The organism is Micromonospora sp. WMMD980 (assembly GCF_029626035.1).
GTDB lineage: Bacteria > Actinomycetota > Actinomycetes > Mycobacteriales > Micromonosporaceae > Micromonospora.
In genome coordinates this window covers 2047915-2072497 of the sequence record NZ_JARUBE010000003.1, presented here as the reverse complement: position 1 = coordinate 2072497, position 24583 = coordinate 2047915, and the positions used below count along the sequence as shown (strand labels likewise).

Below are 24583 nucleotides of genomic sequence, written 5' to 3'. Positions count from 1 at the left end.
ACCTATCCTCGTGCCATGAGTAAAGGGTTGAGCGTCGGTGACCTGGTCGGGGATTTCACGCTGCCGGACCAGACGGGCACGCCGCGGCGGCTGTCGGAGTTCCTGGCCGCCGGTCCGGTGGTGCTGTTCTTCTATCCGGCGGCGATGACCCGCGGGTGCACGGCGGAGAGCTGCCACTTCCGGGACCTGGCGGCGGAGTTCACGGCGCTGGGCGCGACGCGGGTGGGGATCAGCCGGGATCCGGTGGACCGGCAGGCGGAGTTCGCCCGCCGGCACGACTTCGACTATCCGTTGCTGTCGGACGTCGACGGCGAGGTGGCCGGCGCGTTCGGGGTGCGGCGGCGGCTGCCGCTGGGCGCGTTGAGCACCCGGCGGATGACGTTCGTGATCGGCGCGGACCGGCGGGTGCTGGCCGTGGTGCACAGCGAGCTGAGCATGAACGAGCACGCCGACGCGGCGTTGCGCGCGCTCGGGGGCTGATCGTCGCGCTGTCGCCCCCGACTGGTATCAAGGCTGCATCAAACAGGTGTACGGAAGAGGGCGTGGCGTGATGGCGGTCCAGGGTTTGTCCACTGACGAGGTCCAGCAGATCCGTGAGTCGTTGGCGGCGGGCCGGAAGCCGCGGGTGGTGTTCACCGAGGCGGCCGGGCAGATGGCCGGGCAGCTCGGGCAGGTGGTGGAGTTGACCGACCCGGCGGCGTCGGAGGAGTTCGTGGTGGTGCGTTTCGGCCGCGACGAGTTGCCCTTCTCCCCCGCCGACGTGGCGATCGGCCCGAAGGGCGCCGGGCGCCGGCCCGCCGCCGAGGCGAAGCCGGAGCCGGCGCCGGCGCCGGCGAGCGTGCCGGCGGTCGCGGAGCCGGAGTTCGTGCTGGACACGCCGCGGGTGCCGGCCCCGCGCCGGGAGGAGCAGCAGGCGGCGGAGCCGAAGCCGGCGAAGCGGGCGGTGAAGGCGGCGAAGCCGAAGAGCCCGGCCGGGCTGACGGTGACGCTGGCCTACGCCGAGGGTGAGTGGACGGTCGCCGCGCAGCAGGGCACGAAGGCGCTGGCCCGGCCGTACGTGGTGAAGCCGGCGGAGGCGCTGCGGATGGTGGCGCTGGTGGACGTGCCGGGGGTGCAGGAGGCGGTGGAGCAGATCCTGGCCGCCGAGCGGGCCGAGGCGGAGCAGCAGGCGGAGAAGTTGCGCGCCGAGCTGGCCGAGATCGAGGCGCGGCTGGCGGAGCTGCGCGAGGCGCGTTGAGCTGCTCCGGACACCCCGCGGGGCCGGTGCGACCCCCTCGCACCGGCCCCGCGTACCCCTGCGCCCACAGGTCCATCAGTGTTGCGGAATGTTCTGTACCCCGATTCGGCGGCGGAACACCCAGTAGGTCCAACCTTGGTAGGCGAGCACGATCGGGGTGAACACCATCGCCACCCAGGTCATGATCTTCAGGGTGTACGGGGTGGACGCGGCGTTGACGGCGGTGAGCGTGCCGGCCGGGTCACCGGTGGACGGCAGCACGTTCGGGAACAGCGCGGCGAAGAGGGTGGCCACGGCCAGCGCGATGGCCACGGCGGTGCCGGTGAACGCCCAGCCCTCGCGGCGTACCCGGGCCGCGGCGAGGCCGCCGAGCAGGGCGAGGGCGGCGCCGGCGGCGAGCACGACGGCGGCGGCGCTGGAGCGGATGGTCAGCGACCAGCCGAGGAACGCCACCGCGGCCACGGCGGTGCCGGCGCCGAGCTTGACGGCGAGGGCGCCGGCCCGGTCGCGGATGTCGCCGGTGGTCTTGAGCGCGAGGAACACCGCGCCGTGGGTGAGGAACAGCCCGAGCGTGGTCAGGCCGCCGAGCAGCGCGTACGGGTGCAGCAGGTCGAGCAGGCCGCCGACGTACTCGTGGTCGGCGTCCAGCGGCACGCCGCGGAAGATGTTGGCGAACGCCACGCCCCACAGCACCGCCGGCACCGCCGAACCCCAGAAGATCGCCTGGTCCCAGCGGCGTTTCCAGGACGCCTCGGTGCGCTTGTGCCGGTATTCGAAGGCCACGCCGCGGGCGATCAGGGCGAGCAGGATGAGCAGCAGCGGCAGGTAGAAGCCGGAGAAGAGGGTGGCGTACCACTCGGGGAAGGCGGCGAACATGGCGCCGCCGGCGGTGATCAGCCAGACCTCGTTGCCGTCCCAGACCGGGCCGATGGTGTTGATCAGGACGCGGCGTTGGCGGTCGTCGCGGCCGAGCACGGGCAGCAGCATCCCGACGCCGAAGTCGAAGCCTTCGAGGATGAAGTAGCCGGTGAAGAGCACGGCCACGAGGAGAAACCAGACGGTGGTCAGTTCCACGGTGCGCTCCGGGTCAGTAGGCGAACGCGAGCGGGCGCTCGGCGTCGTCGGTGTCGTCGTCGGCGGGTTGGTCGCTGACGTCGGGTACGCCGGCGCGGGCGTAGCGGACGAGCAACTTGAACTCGATCACCGCGAGGGTGGCGTAGATGAGGGTGAAGGCGGTGAACGAGGTGAGCACCTCGGTCAGCGAGACGCTGCGGGACACGCCGTTGCGGGTGAGCATCTCGCCGAAGACGATCCACGGCTGGCGGCCCATCTCGGTGAAGATCCAGCCGAAGGAGTTGGCGAGCAGCGGCAGCACCGGCATGACCAGGCCGGCGCGCAGCAGCCAGCGGCTGGTGGGGGTGCGGCCCTTGCGCTGGCTCCAGAGCACCAGCAGGGCGATCGCGGCGGCGGCCAGCCCGAAGCCGATCATGAAGCGGAAGCTCCAGTAGGTGACCGGGATGATCGGGGCGTAGTTGCCGGGGCCGTACTGGCTGGCGTACTGGGCCTGTAGGTCGTTGATGCCCTGCACGGTGCCGTTCGGGTCGCCGGTGCCGAGGAACGACAGCAGGTACGGGATCTTGAGGGCGAAGACCTCGCGGCTGCCGTCGAGGCTGCCGACGGTGAGCACGGAGAACGAGGCGGGACTCTCGGTGGTGTAGAGGCCCTCGGCGGCGGCCATCTTCATCGGCTGCACCTCGGTCATGATCTTGCCTTGGATGTCGCCGGTGAGGATCACCAGCGCCGAGGAGACCAGCACCACCCAGGAGCCGAATTTCGTGGCGAAGCGGTAGGCGCCGGTGTCGGCGCTGCCGCGGTTGCGCATCACGTGCCACAGCCCGACGGTGACCACCAGGGATCCGGCGACCAGGAACGACCCGGCGAGGGTGTGCGGGAAGGTGACCAGGGCGACCTTGTTGGTGAGCACGGCGACGAAGTCGGTCAGCTCGGCGCGGCCGCTGTCCGGGTTGATCCGGAAGCCGACCGGGTTCTGCATGAACGAGTTCGCGGCGAGGATGAAGTAGGCCGACAGGTTGGTGCCGATCGCGGCGGCCCAGATCGCGGCGAGGTGCAGCCGCTTGGGCAGCCGGTCCCAGCCGAAGATCCACAGCCCGATGAACGTGGACTCCAGGAAGAACGCGACGAGCGCCTCGATGGCCAGCGGCGCGCCGAAGATGTCGCCGACGAAGCGGGAGTAGTCGCTCCAGTTCATGCCGAACTGGAACTCCTGCACGATGCCGGTGACCACCCCCATCGCGAAGTTGATGAGGAAGAGCTTGCCGTAGAACCTGGTGAGTTTGAGGTAGCGCTCGTTGCCGGTGCGGTGCCACATCGTCTGCAGGATGGCGACCAGCACGGACAGGCCGATGGTCAGCGGCACGAACAAGAAGTGGTAGACGGTGGTGACACCGAACTGCCAGCGGGCGACGTCCAACGCGTCCACCTGTAACCCCCAGCCTTCATACTACGAGACGTAGTAAATACTACTCGTCGTCGTAGAGGAAACGTGAGGGCCACACGGCCCGAACCGACCCGGGACCAATGACCCTGATCACCTTGCCGGAGGGCCCGTCCCGGGCTCCGGGATCACTCCGGGACGTGCGACCATCCACCACTGATGGACACCTCCCCCTGGCACGCGCCACTGCTGTGGCGCGGCGCGCAGACGCTCGCCCGCGCCGTCGTGGCGCTGATCGGCCGCCTCGAGGTCACCGGCGACGTGCCGACGGACCTGCGTCGCGGGCCGCTGATCCTGGCGGCCAACCACATCAGCCCGTTCGACCCGGTGGTGCTCGCCGCCGCCTGCCACCTCCGGCGGGTCGCCCCCCGCATCATGGCCACCGGCGGGCTGTTCCGCGCCCCGGTCATCGGGGCGCTGATGCGCCGCGCCGGGCACATCCGCGTCGACCGCGGCACCACCGGAGTGCACCGCTCGCTGGAGATCGCCGCCGCGGCCGTCGCCGGCGGCTCGGTGGTGCTGGTCTACCCCGAGGGGCGCATCGGCCTCGACCCCGGCATGTGGCCCGAGCGGGGCAAGACCGGCACCGCCCGGCTCGCCTTCGCCAGCGGCGCCGCCGTCGTCCCGGTCGCCCAGTGGGGCTCGCACGAGGTGCTGCCCTACCGCGCCCCGAAGGGGATGCTGCGCGGCCTGGCCCGGGCGCTGCGCCGCCGCCCGGTGATCAGGGTGCACTTCGGCGCCCCGGTGCTTCTGCGCGACCTGCTCCCCGGCGTGCCCGGCGCGGCCCGGCACGCCACCGACCGGATCATCGACGCGATCACCGACACGCTGGCCCCGCTGCGCCCGCACGAGCCGGACCGGCCGCGCCACGTCGACCCGGGCCGCCCGGTCGACCCGAGTCGCGCGCACCGACGGCACCGAACCGGCTGAACCCGGCGCGCCCACGCCACCGGGGTGAGACAGTGACGGGCGTGGACGCACCCGTCGTGTTGATCACCGGCACCTCCACCGGCATTGGCCTGGCCACCGCCGTGGGCGCGGCCCGCGCCGGCTGGCGTACCGTGGCCACGCTGCGCGACCCGGGGCGTGCCGGCGCGCTGCGCGAGGCCGCCGACGCCGCCGGGGTGGGCGACCTGCTGGAGGTACGCCGGCTCGACGTCGTCGACGAGGACTCGGTCGCCGCCTGCGTCGCCGACGTGGTGGCCCGCCACGGCCGGCTCGACGCGGTGGTCAACAACGCCGGCGCCGGCCACGTCGGCACGCTGGAGCAGGAGACCGTCGACGACGTCCGGGCGGTGCTGGAGGTCAACTTCTTCGGCGTCCTGCACGTCACCCGCGCCGCACTGCCGCACCTGCGCGCCGCGAACGGGCGGCTGATCACCGTCACCAGTGTCGGCGGGGTCGTCGGGCAGCCGTTCAACGAGGCGTACTGCGCGGCGAAGTTCGCGGTCGAGGGGTTCATGGAGTCCCTCGCCCCGCTGGCCGCGACCGTGGGCGTGAGCGTGTGCGTGGTCGAGCCGGGCGCGGTGGCCAGCGAGTTCGTCGCCAACGTCGGGCTCGACCCGGACGCCGCCGTCGCCGCCGCCGGGCCGTACGGACCGGCGCTGCGGGCGTACCTCGATCGCAGCACCGCCGCGTTCGCCGCCGCCCAGTCCCCCACCGAGGCCGCCGCGGCGGTGGTGGCGACGCTCACCGACCCGGAACCCGCGCCCCGGGTGCAGACCTCGGCCGCAGCCCGCCAGTTCGTCGCGGTCAAGCTGGCCGACACCGACGGCCTCGGCGTGACCGCCCTGACCGCCGGCTGGCTGCGCTGAGCGCCCCAGACTCCGCGATCTTGCACTTGCTGCCCGGACGCATCGGACAAACCCGCCTCGAACGAGGGCCGGAAGCGCAAGATCGCGGGGAGGCTACGGGGTGGCGGCCAGGCGGGCGTCGAGGGTGGACAGGTCGGGCACGAACCACACCTGGTCGTGGCGGTTGGACTCGGCGACCAGTGCACGCAGCGCGCCGCTCGCGGCCAGGTGTGCGGAGATGTCGCCGACCACGACCAGGCGCAGCCGGTAGTTGACGAACTTCTGCATGACCTCGCCGGCGAAGCGGGTGCCCAGCGCGAAGAAGCTCCGGTCGAGCCGCTCGGCGGGCACCGCCACCACGGTGGCGCCGAGGAACGCCGCGCCGATCAGGTCCAGCGCGTCGGCCTCGGTGGCGATCGGCGGGCCGGCCGGGTCGCACAGCAGCACGGTGACCCCGCCCAGTTGCCGAACCTCGTCAGCCATGGTCGGCCCGCAGTTCGTTGTCGCCGTCGAGCACCGTGTCGAGCAGCCGCAGCAGGTCGGCGGTGGCGGCCAGGTCGCCCAGGATCACGATCGTCATGCGGTGTCGCTCCTCGTCGTGGACCGTGCGCACCCGCAGCGGGCGGTCCGGGTCGTGGTGGGTGTTGACGCCGGCGAGCACCAGCGTGGCGAGCCGCTTCAGGGAAGGATAGGGAATTGCGCCGGCCGGACACCCGCCCACCATCCGCGCCCGGCATACTGCCGGCGTGCAGCCCCGTCACGGCTACCTCGACGCGCCCGCGCCACTGGCCTTCGCCCACCGCGGCGGCGCGGCCGACGGCGACGAGAACACCGTCGCCGCGTTCGCCCGCGCCGTCGCGCTCGGCTACCGGTATGTGGAGACCGACGTGCACGCCACCGCCGACGGTGTGCCCGTTGTCTTCCACGACCCGACGCTGCGCCGCGTCACCGGCGAGCCGGGGCGCATCGCCGACCTGCGCTGGGCCGACCTCGCCTCGGTACGCGTCGGCGGCGCCGCCGTGGTGCCCCGCCTCGACGAGGTGCTCGCCGCCTGGCCGGCGGTCCGGTTCAACATCGACGTCAAGGCCGACGGCGGGGCGGAACCCACCGTCGCCGCGGTCGGCCGGGCCGGCGCCGCCGACCGGGTGCTGCTGGCCTCGTTCTCGGACGCCCGGCTGACCCGGCTGCGCGCCCTGGCCGGCCCGACGGTCGCCACCAGCCTCGGCATGCGCGGCGTGGCCCGGCTGCGGATGGCCTCGCTGCACGGGCGCGCGCTGCGGCTGCCGCCGTCCGTGGTCGCCGCCCAGGTCCCGGTCTCGTACGGGCCGATCCCGGTGGTCGACCGGCGGTTGATCGCCTACTGCCACCGGATCGGGTTGCAGGTGCACGTCTGGACGATCGACGAACCCACCCAGATGCACCACTTACTTGATCTTGGAGTGGATGGCATCATGACCGATCACGTCGGCGTGCTCCGCGACGTCTACCGCAGCCGCGGCCACTGGGCCGCCTGAGCCACTCGAGGACCGCCCGATGGCCGATCCAGTCACCCCCGCCGTCGCCGAGCCCGCGCGACCGGGTAGCACCCGCCGCGAACGCACCGGCTGGTACTTCTACGACTGGGCGAACTCCGCGTTCCAGACCACCGTCATCACGGTCTTCCTCGGGCCGTTCCTGACCACCGTCACCGAACTGGCCGCCGGCTGCGAACTGGGCGCCGACACGTGCGACGGCGTGGTGCACCCGCTGGGCATCCGCGTCGCCGCCGGCTCCTACTACCCGTACCTGATCTCGCTGTCGGTCTTCCTCACCGTGTTCGTGCTGCCGGTGGTCGGCGCGATCGCCGACCGGTCGGCGCACAAGAAGCGGCTGCTCGCCGCCGCCGCGTTCACCGGCGCCGGCGCGACCATCGCCTTCGCGTTCGTCACCGGCGAGCGCTACCTGCTCGGCGGCGCGCTGTTCCTGATTGCGAACATCGCCTTCGGCGCCGCCGTGGTGGTCTACAACTCGTTCCTGCCGCAGCTCGGCGGCCCCGACGACCGCGACGGCATCTCCAGCCGCGGCTGGGCCATCGGCTACCTCGGCGGCGGGCTGCTGCTCGCGCTCAACCTGGTCGCGGTCACCGTGCTCAGCGAGGAGGGCAACGCCCAGCGCACCCTCGACCTGGCCCGCTGGTCGATCGTCTCGGCCGGCGTGTGGTGGGCGGCGTTCACCCTGCTGCCGCTGCGGTGGCTGCGCGAGCACCCCGGCGTCGCCGCCGTGACCGGCGCCGGGGCGAACGTGCTCACCGACGGTTTCCGGCAGCTCGGGCGCACCCTGCGGGAGATCAAGGCGTACCCGCTGACGCTGTTCTTCCTGCTCGCCTTCCTGGTCTTCAACGACGGCATCCAGACCGTCATCACCCTCGCCAGCCAGTACGGCACCGAGGAGCTGCGCCTGGAGCAGAGCACGCTGATCGTGACCATCCTGCTGGTGCAGTTCCTCGCGTTCGGCGGCGCGCTCACCCTGGGCGCCCTGGCCCGGCGCATCGGCGCCTGGAAGACCGTGCTGCTGTCGCTGGTGCTCTGGACCGGCGTGATCATCGCGGCGTTCCGGCTACCCGCCGAGGCGCCCGTGCCGTTCATGGTCCTCGGCGGCTGCATCGGCCTGGTCCTCGGCGGCAGCCAGGCGCTGAGCCGGTCGCTGTTCAGCCAACTCATCCCCGCCGGTAAGGAGGGCGAGTACTACGGCTTCTACGAGATCAGCGACAAGGGCACCAGCTGGCTCGGCCCGCTCGCCTTCGGACTGGTCTTCCAGCTCACCTCGTCCTACCGGGTCGGCCTGGTCTCCCTGCTGATCTTCTTCGTGGTCGGCTTCGCGCTGCTGGCCGCCGTGCCGATGCGCAAGGCCATCCTCGCCGCCGGCAACACCCCGCCCCGGGTGCTCTGACCCGGCCCGGCCGATCATCGCGGCCGGTATGCGGCGGCGTCGATCGGCTAGGCTGCCCCGACGTGACCGACGACGCCGCTGCCGCTCCGACCTGCCTGGCCCGCCCCCTGCCGGGGCCCGGCGACGACCGCGCCGGTGGCTGCGCCGCCGCCCGCGGCGTCGACGGCCGCCCCCTGCACGCCGCCGCGCTGAAGTTCTTCTGGGGGCCGATGGACTGCGGCAAGTCCACCATGGCGTTGCAGATGAACTACAACCACGCCCGGCAGGGCCGCCGCGGCCTGGTCACCACCCGCATCGACCGCTCGCTGGGCCCGCAGGTCACCACCCGCATCGGCCTGGCCCACGAGGCCATCGAGGTCACCGACGGCCTCGACCTGCGCGACCTGGTCCGCTCCGCGTGGGCCGAGGGGGTACGCGTGGACTACCTGATCTGCGACGAGGCGTCCTTCTACGACCTGGAGCACGTCGAGCAGATGGCCGAGCTGGTCGACCGCTTCGACGTCGACGTCTACGCCTTCGGCCTGGCCACCGACTTCCGCTCCTGCCTGTTCCCGGCCGCGCAGCGGCTGTTCGAACTGGCCGACGAGGTGGCCCGCATCCAGGTCGAGGTGCTCTGCTGGTGCGGGCGCGAGGGTCTGCTCAACGCCCGGGTGGTGCAGGGCCGGGTGGTCCGCGAGGGCGCGCAGGTCGTCATCGGCGACACCGTCGACACCGCCGACGTGCGCTACCAGGTGCTGTGCCGGCGGCACTACCGCTCCGGCGACCTCGGCCCGCGCGCCTGAGCGTCAGAACGGATCCCCGCACACCCGCCAACTCCCGTCCTCCGACACCACCGGCAGCTCGCGTTCCTCGCTGCCGCCGCCGTCGCGGTTCAGGCGCACCACCACCGTGGCGCGCGGACGCCCGGCCCGGGTGGTCACCGAGACGTCGACGATCTCGTAGCCGCTGACCAACGGCGGCGTGCGCACCCAACTGCCGAACCCGGCCTGACTCCACCGGCTGCGCGCCTCGGCGCACAGCCGCCCGTACGCCCGGTCGGTGTCACCGGCGGCCACGTCGCGGAAGAACCCGTCGGTGGCCTTCCGCACCGGCCCGCCGGCCTGCAGCACCACCTGAGCGTTCCACACCGCCAACCCGGCCACCCCGATCAGGCAGGTGCCCAGCCCCAGCCCGGCGGCCAGCACACCCGCGCGCATCGGCCGGCGACGCCGGGCCGGCCGGTGCCACACCTGCTCCCTGCCCATCACCACCGACGGTAGGCAAACCGCGGCCGGCCCGCAGCCGGTTGTGCCGCAGTCGCCCCCGCGACCGCGCATCGTCTACCGTCGGGCGACCCGTCGCGAGGAGCCCGGATGACACCCGACCGTCCCGGACCGGTGATCGAGCTGGACCGGCCGGCACCCGCGCCGACGCCACGACCGACCCGATGGTGGCGGCTGGCACCGGCGCTCGCCGGGTGCCTGCTGCTGGGCGCCGCCGCCGCGCCGGCACCGCAGGCGACCAGCGGGCCACCGCTGCCGGCCCGGGCCACGCTGTTGGCCGCCGGCCGGCTGCTGCTGGTCGTGGACCCGACGACGCTGACCGGCTACACCCCCACCGGCCGGACGACCTGGCGCGTCCCGGCGCCCGCCGGCGCGTGGTCCGCCGCGTCCGTCGGCGACCTGGTGCTGGTCACCACCCGCGACACCGCCCGCCAGGTGACCGGCACCTCGGCCTACACGGCCGACACCGGGCAGCTGCGCTGGCGCCGCCCCGACCGGGTCGACGTGGCCGGCGCGGCCGCGGTGGCGGTCACCGAGGTGCGCAGCGTCGCCGACCCCGGGCAACGGATCCAGGGCACGGTACGCGGCGTCGACCTCGCCACCGGCGCGGACCGCTGGTCGACACCGGTGCCGTCGACCGCCGTGCTCGCGACGTCACCGGGGCGCATCGTCGTGGTGCACGACAGCGGACTGGCCCGGGTGCACGACGTCCGCCACGGGGCGGCGATCGCCGAGACCCGCCTGCCGCCGGCCGGATACGCGCCGGACAACCCGGTCGTCGTCGGCGACCACCTGGTGCTGCGGCACCCCGGGCCCGGCGGCACCACGCTCAGCGGATACGACCTGCCGTCACTCACCCCGCGCTGGCAGCGGCTGCTGCCGGTCGGTGAGACGCCCGCGCCGGGCTGTCCCCGGGTGCTCTGCCTGGTCGGGCTCGCGGACCGGCGGGCGCTCGACCCGGGAACCGGCGCGCAGGTGTGGCGGTGGCCCGGTGGGGCCGGTTGGCGGCCGGTGCCCGGCGACCGCGACGCGACACGGCAGGTGCTGCTGCGCCCGGGCGGGGACGGCCGCGTCTCGGCCGTCGACGTCGGGTCCGACGGTCCCCGCCCGGGTGGCACGCTGCCCGCCGGAACCCGCGACTGTCACCTGGTCGCCGACGCGCTGGCGTGTCGGGGCCCCGACGGCCGGCTGACCCTGCGATCCGCCGCAGGTACCTGACAGCAGATGGCAGGTACCCCCGGCAGACTCCCCGACATGACGACGCACGCCGACCTCGCGATGGTCAACCTGGACAGCTCCGACCCGGCCGCCCACGCGGCCTTCTACGCCCACGCCCTCGGCTGGGAGATCACCCACAGCCAGGCCGAATACACCATGATCGTCTCCGGTGGCACCTCGATCGGCTTCGGCCTGGTGCCCGGGTACGCCCCGCCGGCCTGGCCGGACGAGAGCGGCGCCAAGCGCTACCACCTCGACCTGGTCGTCGACGACGTGGCGCTGGCGGAGAAGGACCTGCTGGCCGCCGGCGCGACCCGCCCCGAGCACCAGCCCGGCGAAGGCTGGACCGTGCTGCTCGACCCGATCGGGCAGCCGTTCTGCCTGTGCCCGCGCCGCAAGGACTGACTCAGCGCAGCGGGCCGCGGGCGATCGCGGCCCGCATCGTGGCCGGGTCACCGGCCGGCACGTACTCCAGCCACCAGGTGGTGCCCGCCGCCGCCAACTCGGCCAGGTAGGCCCGCTCGGCGCGCTCGTCCGCGCGCCGCCGCCGGCCACCGACGGCCACGTCGAACGGCTCGCCGTCGGCGCGGGTGGCCGGCAGCGCGGCGACCAGGGCGGCCACCTCGTCGGCGGTGAAGTCGGACCAGCCGTCGGTGTCGGTGAGCTTGTAGGGCACGATCCCGTCGGCCCGGGCCGCCCGCCGCAGCACCGCCTTGGCCTGGGTGCTGCCGCCGACCCAGACCGGCACCCGGGGCGACTGCACCGGCGGCGGTCGCAGCGCCACGTCCTCGGCGCGGTAGTGCACGCCCCGGTGGGTGACCCGTTCGCCGCCGAGCAGGGCGACCAGCAGGTCGAGGCCCTCGTCGAGCATCGCCGCGCGGGTCCTCACGTCGGTCGGCTCGCCGAACGCGGCCAGCCCCCGGTCGGCCGGATCGCCGACCCCGACCGCGACGCCCGCCCGGCCGCCGGAGAGGTGGTCGAGGGTGAGCACCTCCCGGGCCAGCTTCGCCGGCCGACGCCGCGGCAACGCGGTCACCGTGGTGCCCAACCGGACGTGCGCGGTGCGCCCGGCCACCGCCGCCAGCACCAGCCACGGGTCCCAGGTCGGCGGGTCGTCACCGGCGTGATGGACGAGGTAGTCCTCCAGGAAGACCCCGTCCCAGCCGGCACGCTCGGCCAGCTCGCCGAGCGCCACCAGGTCCGCCACCGAGGCGCCGCCGCAGGGGATCTCCAAGCCGTGTCGCATGCCGGCACCCTACGGCCGGGGTGCGACGCTCAGCCGCGGCGGCGGGCGCGGGCGGCCCAGATCGCGTACGCCGGGTCGCGGTCCAGGTTGTGCCGATCCCGGTCGTAGCGGCGGGTGGTGCGCGGATCGGCGTGCCCCATCGCGTCCTGCACGTCCTCCAGCGGCACCCCCTCCGAGCGGGCCGTGGTGGCGAACGCGTGCCGCAACGAGTGCGGCGACAGCCGCGCCCAGGCGGCGATCCCGGCGCTCTGCGCGAGGCGGCGCACCAGCCGGAACACCGCGTGCCGGTCCAGCCGCCCGCCGGTGGCGGTGACCAGCAGCGGACCGGTCAGCTCCGGCACCGTCACGCCCTGCGCGGCGGCCCGCTCGGCCAGGTAGGCGTCCAGCGCGTACGCGGTGCCGGGGGTGAGCGCGCGGCGGCGTACCTTGCCGCCCTTGCCGACGAAGCGGACGCTGCGGTGCCCGCGCTCCGCGCCCAGGTCGGCCAGGTTCAGCGAGACCAGCTCGCCGACGCGCAGCCCCAGGTCGGCCAGGAGCGCCAGCGCGGCCCGGTTGCGGGCCGCGGTCGGGCCGGTGTCGGCCTCGGCGGCGGCCAGCAGCGCGTCGACCTCCTCCGGACTCAGACCGACGGTGGCCGAGTGGTCCCGGTCGATGCGGGGCCGGTCCGCCGCGACGACCGGGTTGGCCGGCACCGCGCCCAGCTTGACCAGGAAGTCGTACCAACTGGACAGCGCGGAGAGCCGGCGGGCCACGGTGGCCGGGGTGAGCGGACGCCCGTCGCGCCCGCGCGGGGTGGACTCCAGATCCCGGCCGTACGCGTTGACGTCGAGGAAGGTGACCCGCAGCGGCTCCACGCCGCGCTCCGCGCACCACCGCAGCCAGCCGGTGACGTCGCGCCGGTAGGCGTCGCGGGTGTGCTCGGACAGGCGCCGGTTGCGCAGCCACGCCTCGGTGAAGTCGGTCGGGCCGCCGGGCAGGGCGGGACGCGCGCGGGGCAGCACCTCGGGACGCAGCATGTGAGAAAGGCTCTCAGTCGCTGGGGCGTTTCGCGACGAGGCGCGCCCGAGAAGGTTTTCCGGCGCGGGTTACCGTCAGCGGGTGCGCGCCAGCCGGCTGGTCTCCCTGCTGCTGCTCCTGCAGACCCGGGGGCGGATGACCGCCGGGGAACTCGCCGAGGCCCTGGAGGTGTCGGTGCGCACCGTCTACCGCGACGTCGAGTCGCTCGGCGCCGCCGGTGTCCCGGTGTACGCCGACCGGGGCCCGGCCGGCGGCTACCGGCTGGTGGCGGGTTGGCGTACCCGGCTCACCGGGCTGACCGGGCCGGAGGCCGACGCGTTGTTCCTCGCCGGCCTACCCGGGCCCGCCGCCGAGCTGGGCCTGGCCTCCGCGATGACCGCCGCCGAGCTGAAGGTGCGCGCAGCGCTGCCCGACGAGCTGGCCGACCGCAGCGGCCGCATCCGGCAACGGTTCCACCTGGACGCGCCCGGCTGGTTCCGGCGCCCCGAGCCGGTGCCGCACCTGGAGACGCTGGCCGGCGCGGTGTGGGCCGGCCGGCTGGTGGAGCTGCGCTACCGGCGCTGGCGCGCCCCGCGCGAGGTCACCCGGCTGGTCGCGCCGCTGGGCGTGGTGCTCAAGGCCGGCCGGTGGTATCTCGTCGCCGGCTGCGACGACGAGGTGCGCACCTACCGGGTCGGCGCGGTGCTCGACGCGAGCGTCACCGACGAGGGCTTCGACCGGCCCGACGGGTTCGACCTGGCCGGCTACTGGCGCGAATGGACCGCCCGCTACGAACGGGACGTCTACCGCGACGAGGCCCGGATCCGGCTCACCGTGGCCGCGCTGGAGTTCATGCCGTACGTCTTCCCGCCGGAGATGAGCCGGGGCGCCCGGGCGGCGGCCGGGGAGCCCGGGCCGGACGGCTGGCTGGAGACCACCGTGCCGATCGAGTCGGTGCGGCACGCCCACGGTGAGCTGCTCAAGCTCGGCGCCGAGGTGGAGGTGCTGGCACCGGCCGAGCTGCGCGACCGGTTCACCGCGACCGCGCAGGCGCTGACCCGGCTCTATCCCGCCGAAGCGGGGGACGGCGGCGAGCCGGCCTCCCCCGCGTCGGCGTGAGGCGCGCTCAGGCGGTGGTGAGCTGCCGGTGGCCGGGCGGTGGTGCCGAAGAACTGCTCGGCGATCCGGTCGATCTCGCGGAACGGGTCGGTACGCATCAGCATGGCCCCTGCCTCCTCGGTTCTCCTGGTCCAAGGTCTCTTCTTGAGTCGGGGTGACTCAACTTCCGGCTTCTGTTTTAGCGCGCCCCCGACGTGTCGTCAACTCGCGCCGGCAGTGACTTCTCGAACCAGTGCTGCGCGTACGGGCCGGCGGTGAACGCCGGGATCTCCCGGTAGCCGTGCCGGGCGTAGAGGGCGCGCGCCTCGACCAGGTCGGCGCGGGTGTCCAGCCGGATCCGGTCCGCCCCGGCGTCGCCCGCGTACGCCTCGACGGCGGCGAGCAGGGCGGCCCCGCCACCGGCGCCCCGGCGCGCCGGACGCACGTAGACCCGGGTCAGCTCCGCCCACCCCGGCTGCCACCGCAACCCGGCGCAGCCGGCCGGCCGGCCGTCACGGCAGGCCAGCACCAGCAGCCCGGTCGGCGGGGCCAGGTCGTCGCTGGGCATCTCGGCCAGCGCGGCGTCCACCTCGCCGGGGCGCTCGGGCCGGCCGTACCAGCGGCGGACCATCTCCGCCAGGTACTCGCGCAGCAGCACGCCCGCGTCGAGGTCGTCCGGCCGGGCGAGGCCGGTCGTCCAGCCGGTCACGGGCCGGTCCGCCAGTAGACGCCGTGCTCGCGGGTGAGCAGCAGGTCGTCGATCAGATAGCGGCGCAGCGTGACGTGGTCGGCCTCGCCGCCGGCGCACCACGGGCGCAGGGCGTCGTCCACCGCCCGCTCCGGGTAGCGCAGCCCCGGCTCGAAGGTGCGCTCGGTGATGTGCTCCAGCAGCACCCGCCGCCGACCGCGCTGCGCCGGCAGCCGGGTCAACGCGCCGTCGCGCAGGAAGGTGCGCAGGATGGTCTGGCGCGGGTCGGCCGCCGGGGACGGCGCGGCGGCCCGGGCGAACTCGCGCAGCCGCTCGGAGTCGACCCGCAGCCCGGCGTCGTCGTCGGCCAGCACACCCGCGTCGGTGAGCCGGCGCACCGCGGTGGCGGCGTCCCGGGCGGGCAGGCCGGTGCGGGCCACCACGGCGGGCACGTCCCGGGCGCCGAGCACGATCGCGGCGAACACGACACGGCGACGCTCGTCGGCGAGCGCCCCCGCCAGAGCTTGTGCGGTCATGGCCGGCAGCCTGCCAGCGGCACGGCCGGACAGCGAGGCGTTTTCCCGGCCGCGTCGCCGGCAGGCTGCGGACGGGACGTGGTTTCCGGCCGCCGCACGCCGACGACGGGGCGCGGCGGTCAGGCCGCGACGGCGCCGGCGAAGTCGACGTCGGCGGTGTCGACCGTGCCGGCGGTGCGGCCCGGGGCGCTCTGAAAGCCCCAGTAGAGGTTGGTGTGCGTGATGACCTGCGCCGGCGGAGGCGCGCCGTAGCCGGACAGGTCCTCGGTGGTGTGCGCGTCGGCGACCAGGACGGCGTCGTAGCCGCGGGTGAACCCGCCGTGCAACGTCGAGCGGACGCAGGCGTCGGTCTGCGCGCCGGTCACGATCAGCCGCCCCACCCGGGCTCCGGCGAGCACCCGTTCCAGGTCGGTGTCCTCGAACGAGTCGCCGTATGCCTTGTGCACCAGCGGCTCGTCGTCGCGGCGCGTCAACTCCGGCACGATCTGCCAGGGCTCGCTGCCGGCGGGCAGGTCGTCGGCGTGGTGCTGCACCCACACGACCGGGACGCCGGCGGCGCGGGCGCGCTCGACCAGGGCGGCGATGTTGGCGATCACCCGGTCGCGGTCGTGGGCGTCGCCCACCACGCCGTTCTGCACGTCGATGACGAGCAGGGCGGTGTGCGGGCGGTCGGCGATCGTGGTCATGGCGGGACTCCTTCGGCGGCTGTCGTCGCCCGGAACCTAACCGCGCCCCCCGACACTTCCGGGCCGGCTCAGAGGCGGTGCCCGGTGGTGGCGTCCACGTGCCCGGGCACCGCGTCGTGCCGGTCGCCGACGCTGGACGTGCCGGACGGCTCGAACATCAGGATCGACGCGCCGTCGGGCGCGTAGGGCCGGTGCGGCACCCCGCGCGGCACCACGAACACCGCGCCGCGCGGCAGCGTCACCTCGCGCTGCCCGCCGTCGGTGCCGTCGCGCAGCGCGATGCGCAGCTCCCCGTCGAGCACCAGGAAGAACTCGTCGGTGTGGTCGTGGCTGTGCCAGACGTGCTCGCCGGCCACCTTGGCGATCCGCACGTCGTAGTCGTTGACCGTGGTGACGATCCGGGGACTCCACAGCTGGTCGAAACGCGCCAGGGCGGCGGCCAGCTCGATCGGTTCAGCGCTCATCAGGCCATCCTCGCGCACCGTGGACGGTCCCAGGAACCGGTGCATGACGTGCAGGCCGACCAGCCCCGCGCGCGGATGGGCGAAAGCCTGCGGCACGGTGCCGACCACCGTGAAGCCCAGCCGCCGGTAGAGCGCCACCGCCGCGACGTTCGTCTCCACCACGGCGTTGAACTGCATGGCGGCGAAGTCCTGCCGACGCGCCCACGCCAGCGCGTCCTCGCACAGCGCGCGTCCGACGCCCCGGCCGCGGGCGGCGGCGGCGACCATGAAGCTCGCCGTCGCCACGTGCGAGCCCGGCCCGGGCTTGTTGGCACCCATCTTCGCGGTGCCGAGCACCGCGCCGTCGTGGTCCACCGCCACCGAGGTACGCCCCGGCGGCCGTTCCAGCCACACCTCGCGCGCCACCTCGGCCGGCCAGGCCGGGTCGTAGACGAACGTGTCGGCGGCGGTGACGACGTCCCGGACGATCGGCCAGACGGACCGCCAGTCGGCGTCGGTGCAGTCACGGATGCGCATCGCCGGCACGGTAGCGTCGGCCGGAACCGTCCCGCCACCGCATTGCGGGGCAGCGCAGCCTCCTCACCCGGGCCGTCGTCGGTAGATGGCCGAATCCCCGCCGACGGCGGCGGATCCCGTGCCGCCTCCTGATCACCAGCCCGGCCCGTCGGGCCATACTTGTCGCCATGCTCTGGGGTGTCAGCGGGTCGCTCTTCCTCCTCGACTACCTGGGTGCGGTGGTCGTGGCCGTCGCGGTCGCCGTGGCGGTGCGGGAGCTGACCGGACGCCGGGCCCGCGGCGCGACGCCCGACCGGGTCGAACTGGCGTACCTCACCGATCGGGCGCTGCTGGCCTGTCAGGTCGGCGTGGCCGCGCTGCGCCGCGCCGGTGGGGTGACCGTCGGTGAACTCGCCACCCTGCGGGCCGAGGGCCCGCCGCCGCCCCGCGCGCCCGGGCTGGTCCGCGCCCTGCACACCGCGCTGCGCCGCCCGCAGACCTGGGCCGCGGTCCTCGCCGACCCGGACGTCGGCCGGGCGCTGCGCCGCAGCGTCGCCCGGCTGGCCCGCGACGGCTGGCTGCTCACCCCCGGGCAACGGCGGCGGGTGGCCCTGGGCACCCTGCCCCTGTTCGCGGTCGCCGCCGTCGGCGTGACCCGGCTCGTGGAGAGCGCGGTCGAGGGGCGCACCGCCGGTGGCCCGGCGTCCGTCGTCGGGTTGCTCCTGTGCTGCCTGGCCACCGCGCTGGGCGGCTGGTGGCTGACCGAGGTGCCCGAGACCGGCGCCGCCGCCCGCCGGCTGCTGCGCCGGCTGCGCCGCGAGCACGCCGACCTCGATCCGGAGCGCCGCCCCGTCTGGCAGGGGCGCGACACCGACGCGTTGCTGACCGCCATGGCGTTGTTCGGCCCCCGGCCGCTGCTCGCCGTCGACCCGGCCTTCGCCGTGCAGGTCGGCGTCGACCCGGAGCGCGACCGCCCGCGCCCCGAGCGCCGGCCCGCGCGCCGCTGACGGCCCCCGGGTCCCCTCAGCCGCGCCGGCCGACCGCCCCCGGTGGTACGACGCCCTGGTGCCAGCGCGGCGAGCGACGCGGGCCGCCGGAACGCCGGGACATCGACCGGATCAGCCCGGCGTGCACCCGCTGCTCGTCGCGTTCGGTCAGGCCGAGCTGGTTGTGCAGCAGGTGCACCATGCCGAACGCCGCGGCGCCGTCGTAGCCGGGCGCGTGCCGGTGCGTGTCCAGCAGTCGTGACCAGCAGGTGAGCGGGTGCCGCTCGGTGGCCAGCGCGGCGGTGATCCGCCGCCACCGGGCCGGGGACACCACCGTGACGTCCCGCGCGCCGGTCACGACGGGCGCGTCGGCGACCCGCAGCGCGGGACAGGTGCGCACCGCCGCCACCATGGTCAGGTCGACGGCGGCGCCGAGCCGGGCCGGCCGGTCCGGTGTCATCCCGATCAGCTCCACCGCCACGTCGACCAGCCGGAGATCGGGCGTCGGCGGCCCGGCGAGCTGGGGAAGACGCATCGGCCCTTGCGCGCCGACCGCCGCGCAGAGGCCGGCCAACCGCGCCGCCAGCAGCCCGGGCGTGCCACCGAGCAGGTGGACGTCGACGACCCGCGGCGACTGGCGGGTGAACGACCAGCCGGACAACTCTCCGACGGCCTGCAACTCGCGCAGCAGCGGGCCGATCCCCCGCGTCACGAACGCGTCGGCCACCGCGGCGCGCGGGGGCAGCAGGCATCGGAACACAAGCCACCGATCAGGCGTTCCCCTCTCGACCTCGATCTCCGGTGGACTGTCCAGACAGGATGGACCATGCATCGTCATGAACCGTTCCCCCAACGTAGGCGTCGCACCCGCCGCAGTCGACGGTAAGCGAAGCCCACCGATGCGACAGTAGGGAAAACCCGACAGTGGGGTGAACTAAACGCGAGCGCGGCGGCGCGCTGAGTGGCCCCGACCGGAAACCTGACGTGGTCGGCTGACCACCGGCGATTCCTCTTCCAAGACGGCCAGATCGAGCCACTCTCGCGATCGTCACAGTTGTTTCACGCTCGTAGAGTGACAGCGGGCGCTCGACCCGACGACGGCACCGCGCAGCCGGGCGGGCGATCCACAAGGGGCGAGACTGGGGGCGGCTGATGCTCGACCGGACCATGTCACCTGGCGTCGCCCGACCTCGTCGCGTCGAAGCGCGTCGGCCAGCGGTGCGCCGGTGACCGGCGTCGAGCCGGCGTCGTCCGGCGGACCTCTGGAGCCGCTGATCGGTCGTAACTGCGCGCTCGACCTGTTCGACCGGGCGCTGTGCGCGGCGCGTGCCGGGCAGCCGTCGATGCTGGAGTTCGTCGCCGACCCGGGCTGCGGGAAGACCCGCCTGCTGCGGGAACTGGCCGTCCGGGCCGGGCAGGCCGCCGTGCCGGCGTTCGCCGCGGCCGGCCGCGACAGCGAGCGGGCAGGCGCACTGCTCACCGCGCTGGTGGAGCCGACCGCCGCGCCGGCCGGGCACCTGCCGGGTCCGGTCGCCGGCGCGGTGGTGGTGCTCCTGGACGACCTGCACCTGGCACCGCCGGCGGTCGCGGCGCTGCTCGCCCGGCTCGCGCAGGCCCCGCCGGCCGGGCTGCTGCTGGTCGTCACGTACCGGCCGCGACAGATGGCCGGCTGGGCGACGGCCGCGCTCGGCGGCGTCGTGCAACTCAACCGCCGCACGTTCCCCCTGTCGCCGCTGGACCCGGCCGGCGTCGCCGCGCTGCTCGGGCTGCCGGACGGTCGTGCCGGGCAACGCGTGCACCGCCTCTCCGGCGGGGTACCCCGCTATGTGCTGGCCTACCGACCCGAGGCGTTGGACGGCGCGGTGGCCGCGCAGCGGGGCCTGCCCGACGAGTTGCCGTTCGAGGTCACCGCCGCGGTCCAGCTCGACGTGGACGCGCTCGAGGCCGACCAGCGGCACATGCTGGAGGCGGTCTCGGTGTGCGCGGAGGGGTTCGAGCCGACGCTCGCGGGCGCGCTCGCCCGTCGGGACCCCGCCGCCACCAGTGACCTCTTGGACGGGTTGGTCGCCGCCGATCTGCTGCGCACCGACCCGGCGCTCGAACCGACCCTGCGGTTCCGGCACGAGGTCGACCGGGCGGTGGTCTACCGCTCGCTGTCCCCCGGCCGGCGGCGCGCCCTGCACGCCGTCGCCGCCGGCATCCTGCGCGACCTCGGCCACCCGGTGACGCGCTACGCCGAGCACCTGTGCGCCGGCGGGCAGTGCGCCGATCCGGCGGCCGCCGACGCGCTGATCGAGGCGGCGGAGAGCGCGCGGACGCCACGGCTGGACGCGATCCGGTGGCTGACCGGCGTACGCCGGCTGCTGCCCGACGCCGGGCCGAGCGACAGGCGCCGGATCCGCCTGGACTTCGCCACCGCGGACGCGCTGGTCGGCGCGGGTCGGCTGCGGCAGGCCCGCACGCTGTTGCAGGATCTGAGCCGCCGGGAGTTACCGGAGGAGGACCAGCAGGTGCGGGCGCTCGTCGCGCGAGCCCGCGTCGAACGCCTGCTGGGGCGGCCGTTCGACGCGTACGCCCTGCTGCTGCCGCGCCTCGACGCGCCGGCCGGGACGCGCGCGCGGTTCGACCTGACCGTGGAGGCCGCGGTGGCGGGCGCGTTGTGCGGCGCGGCCGGCGCCGGCCAGCACGCGTGCGACCTGGGCCGGCTCGCCGACCAACTCGACGAGCCCGGGTGCCGGACGACGGCCGCGGTGGTCCGCTGCTTCGTCGCGGCGCACGTCGATTGCGGCTTCCCGGCCGAGGAGGCGCTGGGCCGAGCGTCGTCCGAGGTGGACGCGCTCGCCGACGACGAACTCGCCCGGCACCCCGACCTGCTGGCGTTGCTCGCCTGGGCCGAGCACCTGCTGGAGCGGGACCGGTCCGCCTTGCACCACCTCGACCGGGCGTTGGAGATCTGCTGCCGCGCCGGCCTGGTCGCGCTGACCCCGTGGCTGCTGGTCGGCCGCTGCGCGGTGACGTGTCGGCTGGGCAGCCTCGACCGCGCGTTGAGCGAGGGCGAGGACGCCGAGGAGGTGGCCGTGGCGATGGGGGTGGAACCGCTCGTGGGGATGGCCCGGGCGCACCGCGCCATCGCGGTGGCCTGGCGTCGGGGCCCCGCCGCGGCCCGCCAGCTCGCCGAGACCGCCGTCCTGGACGCCGCCACCCGACGGCCCAACTGGTACGACGGGGTGAGCCAGCGGGTGGCCGTGCGGCTGCGGTTCCTGGCCGGTGACCGGGTCGGCGCGGCGCCGGCGTTGCTGCGCGCCTGCGGCGGCGCCGAACTCGACCAGGTGGAGGCGTCCGGCCGGGCCTGCTGGGCCTCGTCGCTGGCCGAGATGACCCACCGTTCCGGCCGGCGCGACGAGGCGCTGCACTGGCTGGCGGTGGCCGGGCGGCACGCGCAGCGGCTGCGGCTGCGCGGGCAGAGCGCCATGGTGCGGATCAGCCGGGCCCGGCTGACCCTCGACGCCGATCCGCGGGGCGCGGCGGAGCTGGCCGGCGCCGCCGCCGACAGCTTCGCCGACATCGGCTGGCGGATGGACGAGGCATCGGCCCGGCTGGTCCGGGCGCGGGCACTGTGCGACCTACGGGAGTGGACGGCGGCCGAGGTGGAGTTGGCCGAGGCGCGTCGGATCGCGGACCTGGTCGGCTCGCCGCCGCTGCGGCGGGCGGTGGCCGGCGTACAGAGCCGGGCGGCCGGCGCGGCGGGGCGACGCCCCGACAGCGCGGCCCGGGGCGAGCTGACGCTGACGCGGCGGGAGTGGGACATCGCCCGCCTGGTCGCGGCGGGAGCGAGCAACGCCGAGGCCGCGGAGCAGGTGTACGTCACGGTGAAGACGGTGGAGGCCCACCTGACCCGGATCTTCCGCAAGACCGGGGTGTCCTCCCGGGCGGCATTGGCGGCGCTGCTGGCCACCGGCGCTGTCAACTATCGGGGCCCCGCCTAGCACCCCTGTTCACGCGGGTGAACCGAAGAGAGATGAAGGATAGGCGACCGCAGGATGGTGTCGGACATCTAGGCTCCTGTCATACTGAGATCCGATATCTTGTCTCCCACCCTCCAGCACCCCCCGTTCAAGCAGATCGGACGGCCTCGCTGCCCCACCGGACATGCGCAGGAAGGCATCGCCGTGAGCCAATACATCATCACCATCGTCCCGGTGGAGGACGACGGCGAGGAGATCACCGGTCCGGTGGCCCAGACCGTCGTGCGTCTGGACACCGGTGACGGCCACCCGGTCGTCCGGGAGCTCACCGTCCGCGCTCCGCAGAGCGCCGGCCTGACCGGCGAGCTGCCGTACGTCGACTTCGACGCCCTGCTGCGCGCCTTCGTCCCGCCGCAGGACCGCGAGCGCGGCCGGAACACCGGGCCCGGTGACCGCCCGGAGCAGGGCGTCGGCCCGGTCCCCGCGGCCACCGCCGTCACCCCGGCCGCGGTCCCGCCGCCGGCGCCGCCGCGCCCCGCGCGCCGGCCGGTCGAGCCGGAACGCCTCAGCCGGCTCAAGAGCGGGCGGGCCTACCGGCGTGCCCCCGACCCGGCCGACCTCGAGGCGGTCTACGAGCAGGTCGGCACCATCAGCCGGGTGGCCGAACACTTCGACGTGCCGGTGCACACCGCGCAGGGCTGGATCAGCCGGTTGCGACGCAAGCACGGCACCGAGGTCGGCGCGGGCTGACCGGCCCGCTCCGAGCGCGGCCCGACCGGGCCGGCCTAGACCGGCTGCGTCGCCCCGGCCAATGCCTCGGCGACCGCCGGAGTCGCGCCGTCGAGCCACCGACCGATGCCCACCTCGGCGGTGTCGAGTTCCCGTTCGAGCACGCACAGCCCGGGCGTCGGCACCTGGGCGCCCACCTCGGCCAGCAGCGCGCCCAGGTGGGTGTCGACGACGTGGCGGTGCCCGGCGCGAGCCGCGGTCATCAACGGCACCGCCACCACGCCGCCCAGCGCGCCGCGGGGAAGCACGTCGACGAAGAGCTTCAGCAGGCCGCTGTACGCAGCCTTGAAGGTGGGGCTGGCGACCAGCAGCAGGCCGGGACGGCGGACGGACTCCAGCACCTCGTCCAGCGCGTCCGGGCGGCTGCCCTGACCGACCAGCTCCGCGGTCAGCTCGGACAGGTCGATCACGCGGGGCGGCCCGACCGGGGTGGCACCGGCGGCCAGCCGCTCGTGCAGCGCGGCCGCGGTGCTCAGCGCGACCGTCCGGGTCCGGGAGTGCGGCTTCGGGTTGCCGATCACCACGGTCATCGGCAGGCGTCGCGCCGGGGCCGCCATCACCGCGCCACCAGCTCGGGCGCCCGGTCGGCGGCGGCGAGCAGACCGTCGTGCCGCAGCAACGGCAGCACCCCCTCGCCGACCCAGTACGCCTCCTCCAGGTGCGGCTGTCCGGAGAGGATCAGATGGTCCACGCCGGCGGCGTGGTACTCGGCGATCCGCTCGGCGACCTCCTCGTGGCTGCCCACCAGCGCCGCGCCGGCGCCGGGTCGGACCAGTGAGTAGCCGGCCCAGACGTTCGGGTACACCTCCATCCGCGCGTTGCCGCCGGCGTGCAGCGCCGCGGCCCGCCGCTGCCCCTCCGACTCGGTACGCGAGAACCGCTTGCGCGCCGCGTCGATGCGCGCCTGGTCCACGCCGGCGAGCAGCCGCTCCGCCTCGGCCCAGGCATCCCGGGCGGTGTCCCGGCTGATCACGTGCAGCCGGCTGCCGGTGCGCAGCGTCCGCCCCTCCTCCGCCGCCCGGTCACGGGCCCGGTGCAGCAGCTCGCCGAGGAGGGCGGGAGTCTCACCCCAGGCGAGGTAGACGTCCGCGTGCCGGGCCGCCGCCTGTTGCGCCGCGGGTGACGAGCCGCCGAGGAACACCGTCGGCGCGGTCTCCGGCGGCCGGGCCAGCAGCGCCCCACGCACCCGGTAGTGCTCGCCGGTGTGGTCGACCGGCCGGCCGGACCAGAGCCGGTTGAGGATGGCCAGGAACTCCTCGGCCCGGGCGTAGCGGTCGTCGTGGTCGAGCCAGTCGCCGTAGCGGTGCTGTTCGTCCGGGTCGCTGCCGGCGACGATGTTGAGCAGCACCCGACCGCCGGTGATCCGGTGCAGGGTCGCGGCCATCTGGGCGACCAGGGTGGGCGAGACCAGCCCCGGGCGCAACGCGATCATGAACTTGAGCCGTTCGGTCTGCGCCGCCAGCGCGGACGCCACGATCCACGGGTCCTCGCAGAACAGCCCGGCCGGGGTGAGCACGCTGGCGAAGCCGAGCCGGTCGGCGGCCTGCGCGACCTGGGCGAGGTAGCCGATGTCCGGCGCGCGGCGGGTGATCCGGGCCGGTCGGTCGCCGCCCCGCGTCGGCTCGGCCAGGTCCCGGCCGTCGCCGTGCGAGGGCAGGAACCAGTGCAGGTCCAGTGGCAT

Annotated in this window: 27 protein-coding genes and 1 pseudogene; 13 read left to right on the top strand and 15 right to left on the bottom strand. The window is 74.8% G+C overall.

Annotation, left to right across the window (positions count from 1 at the left end):
• The first annotated feature begins 15 nt into the window (after positions 1-15).
• The gene (locus O7618_RS10025; RefSeq protein ID WP_278105753.1) at positions 16-480 is read left to right on the top strand and encodes a peroxiredoxin; all 465 of its coding nucleotides are present in this window, start codon (positions 16-18) and stop codon (positions 478-480) included.
• Between the two features lie 70 nt (positions 481-550).
• Complete coding sequence (locus tag O7618_RS10020; protein ID WP_278105752.1) at positions 551-1237, top strand: hypothetical protein; 687 nt, start codon at positions 551-553, stop codon at positions 1235-1237.
• Positions 1238-1312: 75 nt separating this feature from the next.
• Here the strand turns inward: O7618_RS10020 and cydB are convergent, their stop codons facing one another.
• Both cydB and O7618_RS10010 read right to left on the bottom strand, forming a co-directional pair.
• The gene (gene cydB, locus O7618_RS10015; protein WP_278105751.1) at positions 1313-2311 is read right to left on the bottom strand and encodes a cytochrome d ubiquinol oxidase subunit II; all 999 of its coding nucleotides are present in this window, start codon (positions 2309-2311) and stop codon (positions 1313-1315) included.
• A gap of 13 nt (positions 2312-2324) precedes the next feature.
• Entirely contained in the window at positions 2325-3737 is a 1413-nt protein-coding gene (locus O7618_RS10010; RefSeq protein WP_278105750.1) for a cytochrome ubiquinol oxidase subunit I, read from the bottom strand.
• Positions 3738-3911: 174 nt separating this feature from the next.
• Between O7618_RS10010 and O7618_RS10005 the strand changes: the two genes are divergently transcribed.
• Both O7618_RS10005 and O7618_RS10000 read left to right on the top strand, forming a co-directional pair.
• Complete coding sequence (locus O7618_RS10005) at positions 3912-4682, top strand: lysophospholipid acyltransferase family protein (protein WP_278105749.1); 771 nt, start codon at positions 3912-3914, stop codon at positions 4680-4682.
• Between the two features lie 41 nt (positions 4683-4723).
• Complete coding sequence (locus tag O7618_RS10000; RefSeq protein ID WP_278105748.1) at positions 4724-5566, top strand: SDR family NAD(P)-dependent oxidoreductase; 843 nt, start codon at positions 4724-4726, stop codon at positions 5564-5566.
• Positions 5567-5659: 93 nt separating this feature from the next.
• Here the strand turns inward: O7618_RS10000 and O7618_RS09995 are convergent, their stop codons facing one another.
• Both O7618_RS09995 and O7618_RS09990 read right to left on the bottom strand, forming a co-directional pair.
• On the bottom strand, positions 5660-6028 hold the full coding sequence (locus O7618_RS09995) for a DUF4180 domain-containing protein (RefSeq protein WP_278105747.1): 369 nt from the start codon (positions 6026-6028) through the stop codon (positions 5660-5662).
• On the bottom strand, positions 6021-6269 hold the full coding sequence (locus tag O7618_RS09990) for a hypothetical protein (RefSeq protein ID WP_278105746.1): 249 nt from the start codon (positions 6267-6269) through the stop codon (positions 6021-6023). Before O7618_RS09990 ends, O7618_RS09995 begins: the two co-directional genes overlap by 8 nt.
• 22 nt (positions 6270-6291) lie before the next feature.
• On the opposite strand from O7618_RS09990, the gene O7618_RS09985 reads away from it, so the two are divergent.
• From O7618_RS09985 to O7618_RS09975, 3 genes are all read left to right on the top strand, one after another.
• Positions 6292-7059, top strand: a complete 768-nt coding sequence (locus O7618_RS09985; protein ID WP_278105745.1) for a glycerophosphodiester phosphodiesterase — start codon at positions 6292-6294, stop codon at positions 7057-7059.
• Between the two features lie 19 nt (positions 7060-7078).
• Entirely contained in the window at positions 7079-8473 is a 1395-nt protein-coding gene (locus O7618_RS09980; protein ID WP_278105743.1) for an MFS transporter, read from the top strand.
• Between the two features lie 107 nt (positions 8474-8580).
• Complete coding sequence (locus O7618_RS09975; RefSeq protein WP_246412247.1) at positions 8581-9255, top strand: thymidine kinase; 675 nt, start codon at positions 8581-8583, stop codon at positions 9253-9255.
• A gap of 3 nt (positions 9256-9258) precedes the next feature.
• Here the strand turns inward: O7618_RS09975 and O7618_RS09970 are convergent, their stop codons facing one another.
• The gene (locus O7618_RS09970; protein WP_278105742.1) at positions 9259-9717 is read right to left on the bottom strand and encodes a hypothetical protein; all 459 of its coding nucleotides are present in this window, start codon (positions 9715-9717) and stop codon (positions 9259-9261) included.
• 108 nt (positions 9718-9825) lie between these two features.
• On the opposite strand from O7618_RS09970, the gene O7618_RS09965 reads away from it, so the two are divergent.
• Together O7618_RS09965 and O7618_RS09960 are read left to right on the top strand one after the other, a co-directional pair.
• A complete protein-coding gene (locus tag O7618_RS09965; protein ID WP_278105741.1) occupies positions 9826-10953 on the top strand; it encodes a PQQ-binding-like beta-propeller repeat protein in 1128 nt (375 codons plus the stop codon).
• Between the two features lie 36 nt (positions 10954-10989).
• A complete protein-coding gene (locus O7618_RS09960) occupies positions 10990-11358 on the top strand; it encodes a VOC family protein (RefSeq protein ID WP_278105740.1) in 369 nt (122 codons plus the stop codon).
• A 1-nt stretch (position 11359) separates the two neighbouring features.
• On the opposite strand, the gene O7618_RS09955 is transcribed toward O7618_RS09960, so the two are convergent.
• On the bottom strand, positions 11360-12199 hold the full coding sequence (locus tag O7618_RS09955; RefSeq protein WP_278105739.1) for an LLM class flavin-dependent oxidoreductase: 840 nt from the start codon (positions 12197-12199) through the stop codon (positions 11360-11362).
• A gap of 29 nt (positions 12200-12228) precedes the next feature.
• Complete coding sequence (locus O7618_RS09950) at positions 12229-13215, bottom strand: tyrosine-type recombinase/integrase (protein ID WP_278105738.1); 987 nt, start codon at positions 13213-13215, stop codon at positions 12229-12231.
• Positions 13216-13297: 82 nt separating this feature from the next.
• Here O7618_RS09950 and O7618_RS09945 point away from each other — a divergent pair, with 82 nt between their 5' ends.
• Positions 13298-14314 carry a YafY family protein gene (locus O7618_RS09945; protein WP_278105737.1) on the top strand — a complete coding sequence of 339 codons (1017 nt, stop codon included), beginning with the start codon at positions 13298-13300 and terminating at the stop codon, positions 14312-14314.
• Between the two features lie 178 nt (positions 14315-14492).
• Here the strand turns inward: O7618_RS09945 and O7618_RS09940 are convergent, their stop codons facing one another.
• From O7618_RS09940 to O7618_RS09920, 5 genes and pseudogenes are all read right to left on the bottom strand, one after another.
• Entirely contained in the window at positions 14493-15002 is a 510-nt protein-coding gene (locus O7618_RS09940) for a GNAT family N-acetyltransferase (RefSeq protein WP_278105736.1), read from the bottom strand.
• Positions 14999-15517 carry a DUF2087 domain-containing protein gene (locus O7618_RS09935; protein WP_278105735.1) on the bottom strand — a complete coding sequence of 173 codons (519 nt, stop codon included), beginning with the start codon at positions 15515-15517 and terminating at the stop codon, positions 14999-15001. Before O7618_RS09935 ends, O7618_RS09940 begins: the two co-directional genes overlap by 4 nt.
• Positions 15518-15636: 119 nt before the next feature.
• The gene (locus O7618_RS09930) at positions 15637-16203 is read right to left on the bottom strand and encodes an isochorismatase family protein (protein WP_278105734.1); all 567 of its coding nucleotides are present in this window, start codon (positions 16201-16203) and stop codon (positions 15637-15639) included.
• 68 nt (positions 16204-16271) lie between these two features.
• Positions 16272-16667 (bottom strand): cupin domain-containing protein, encoded by a 396-nt coding sequence (locus tag O7618_RS09925; RefSeq protein WP_278109957.1) that lies wholly within the window; start codon positions 16665-16667, stop codon positions 16272-16274.
• A gap of 30 nt (positions 16668-16697) precedes the next feature.
• Positions 16698-17183, bottom strand: a pseudogene (locus O7618_RS09920) (GNAT family N-acetyltransferase); the annotation flags it as partial.
• A gap of 167 nt (positions 17184-17350) precedes the next feature.
• Between O7618_RS09920 and O7618_RS09915 the strand changes: the two are divergent.
• Complete coding sequence (locus tag O7618_RS09915; RefSeq protein WP_278105733.1) at positions 17351-18169, top strand: TIGR04222 domain-containing membrane protein; 819 nt, start codon at positions 17351-17353, stop codon at positions 18167-18169.
• 16 nt (positions 18170-18185) lie between these two features.
• Here O7618_RS09915 and O7618_RS09910 read toward each other — a convergent pair whose 3' ends face one another.
• Positions 18186-18908 carry a hypothetical protein gene (locus O7618_RS09910; protein ID WP_278105732.1) on the bottom strand — a complete coding sequence of 241 codons (723 nt, stop codon included), beginning with the start codon at positions 18906-18908 and terminating at the stop codon, positions 18186-18188.
• 466 nt (positions 18909-19374) lie between these two features.
• Between O7618_RS09910 and O7618_RS09905 the strand changes: the two genes are divergently transcribed.
• On the top strand, positions 19375-22134 hold the full coding sequence (locus tag O7618_RS09905; RefSeq protein ID WP_278105731.1) for a LuxR C-terminal-related transcriptional regulator: 2760 nt from the start codon (positions 19375-19377) through the stop codon (positions 22132-22134).
• Between the two features lie 183 nt (positions 22135-22317).
• Positions 22318-22863, top strand: a complete 546-nt coding sequence (locus O7618_RS09900) for a hypothetical protein (RefSeq protein WP_278105730.1) — start codon at positions 22318-22320, stop codon at positions 22861-22863.
• A gap of 35 nt (positions 22864-22898) precedes the next feature.
• On the opposite strand, the gene O7618_RS09895 is transcribed toward O7618_RS09900, so the two are convergent.
• Together O7618_RS09895 and O7618_RS09890 are read right to left on the bottom strand one after the other, a co-directional pair.
• A complete protein-coding gene (locus tag O7618_RS09895; protein WP_278105729.1) occupies positions 22899-23459 on the bottom strand; it encodes an NAD(P)H-dependent oxidoreductase in 561 nt (186 codons plus the stop codon).
• The gene (locus O7618_RS09890; protein WP_278105728.1) at positions 23459-24583 is read right to left on the bottom strand and encodes an LLM class flavin-dependent oxidoreductase; all 1125 of its coding nucleotides are present in this window, start codon (positions 24581-24583) and stop codon (positions 23459-23461) included. Before O7618_RS09890 ends, O7618_RS09895 begins: the two co-directional genes overlap by 1 nt.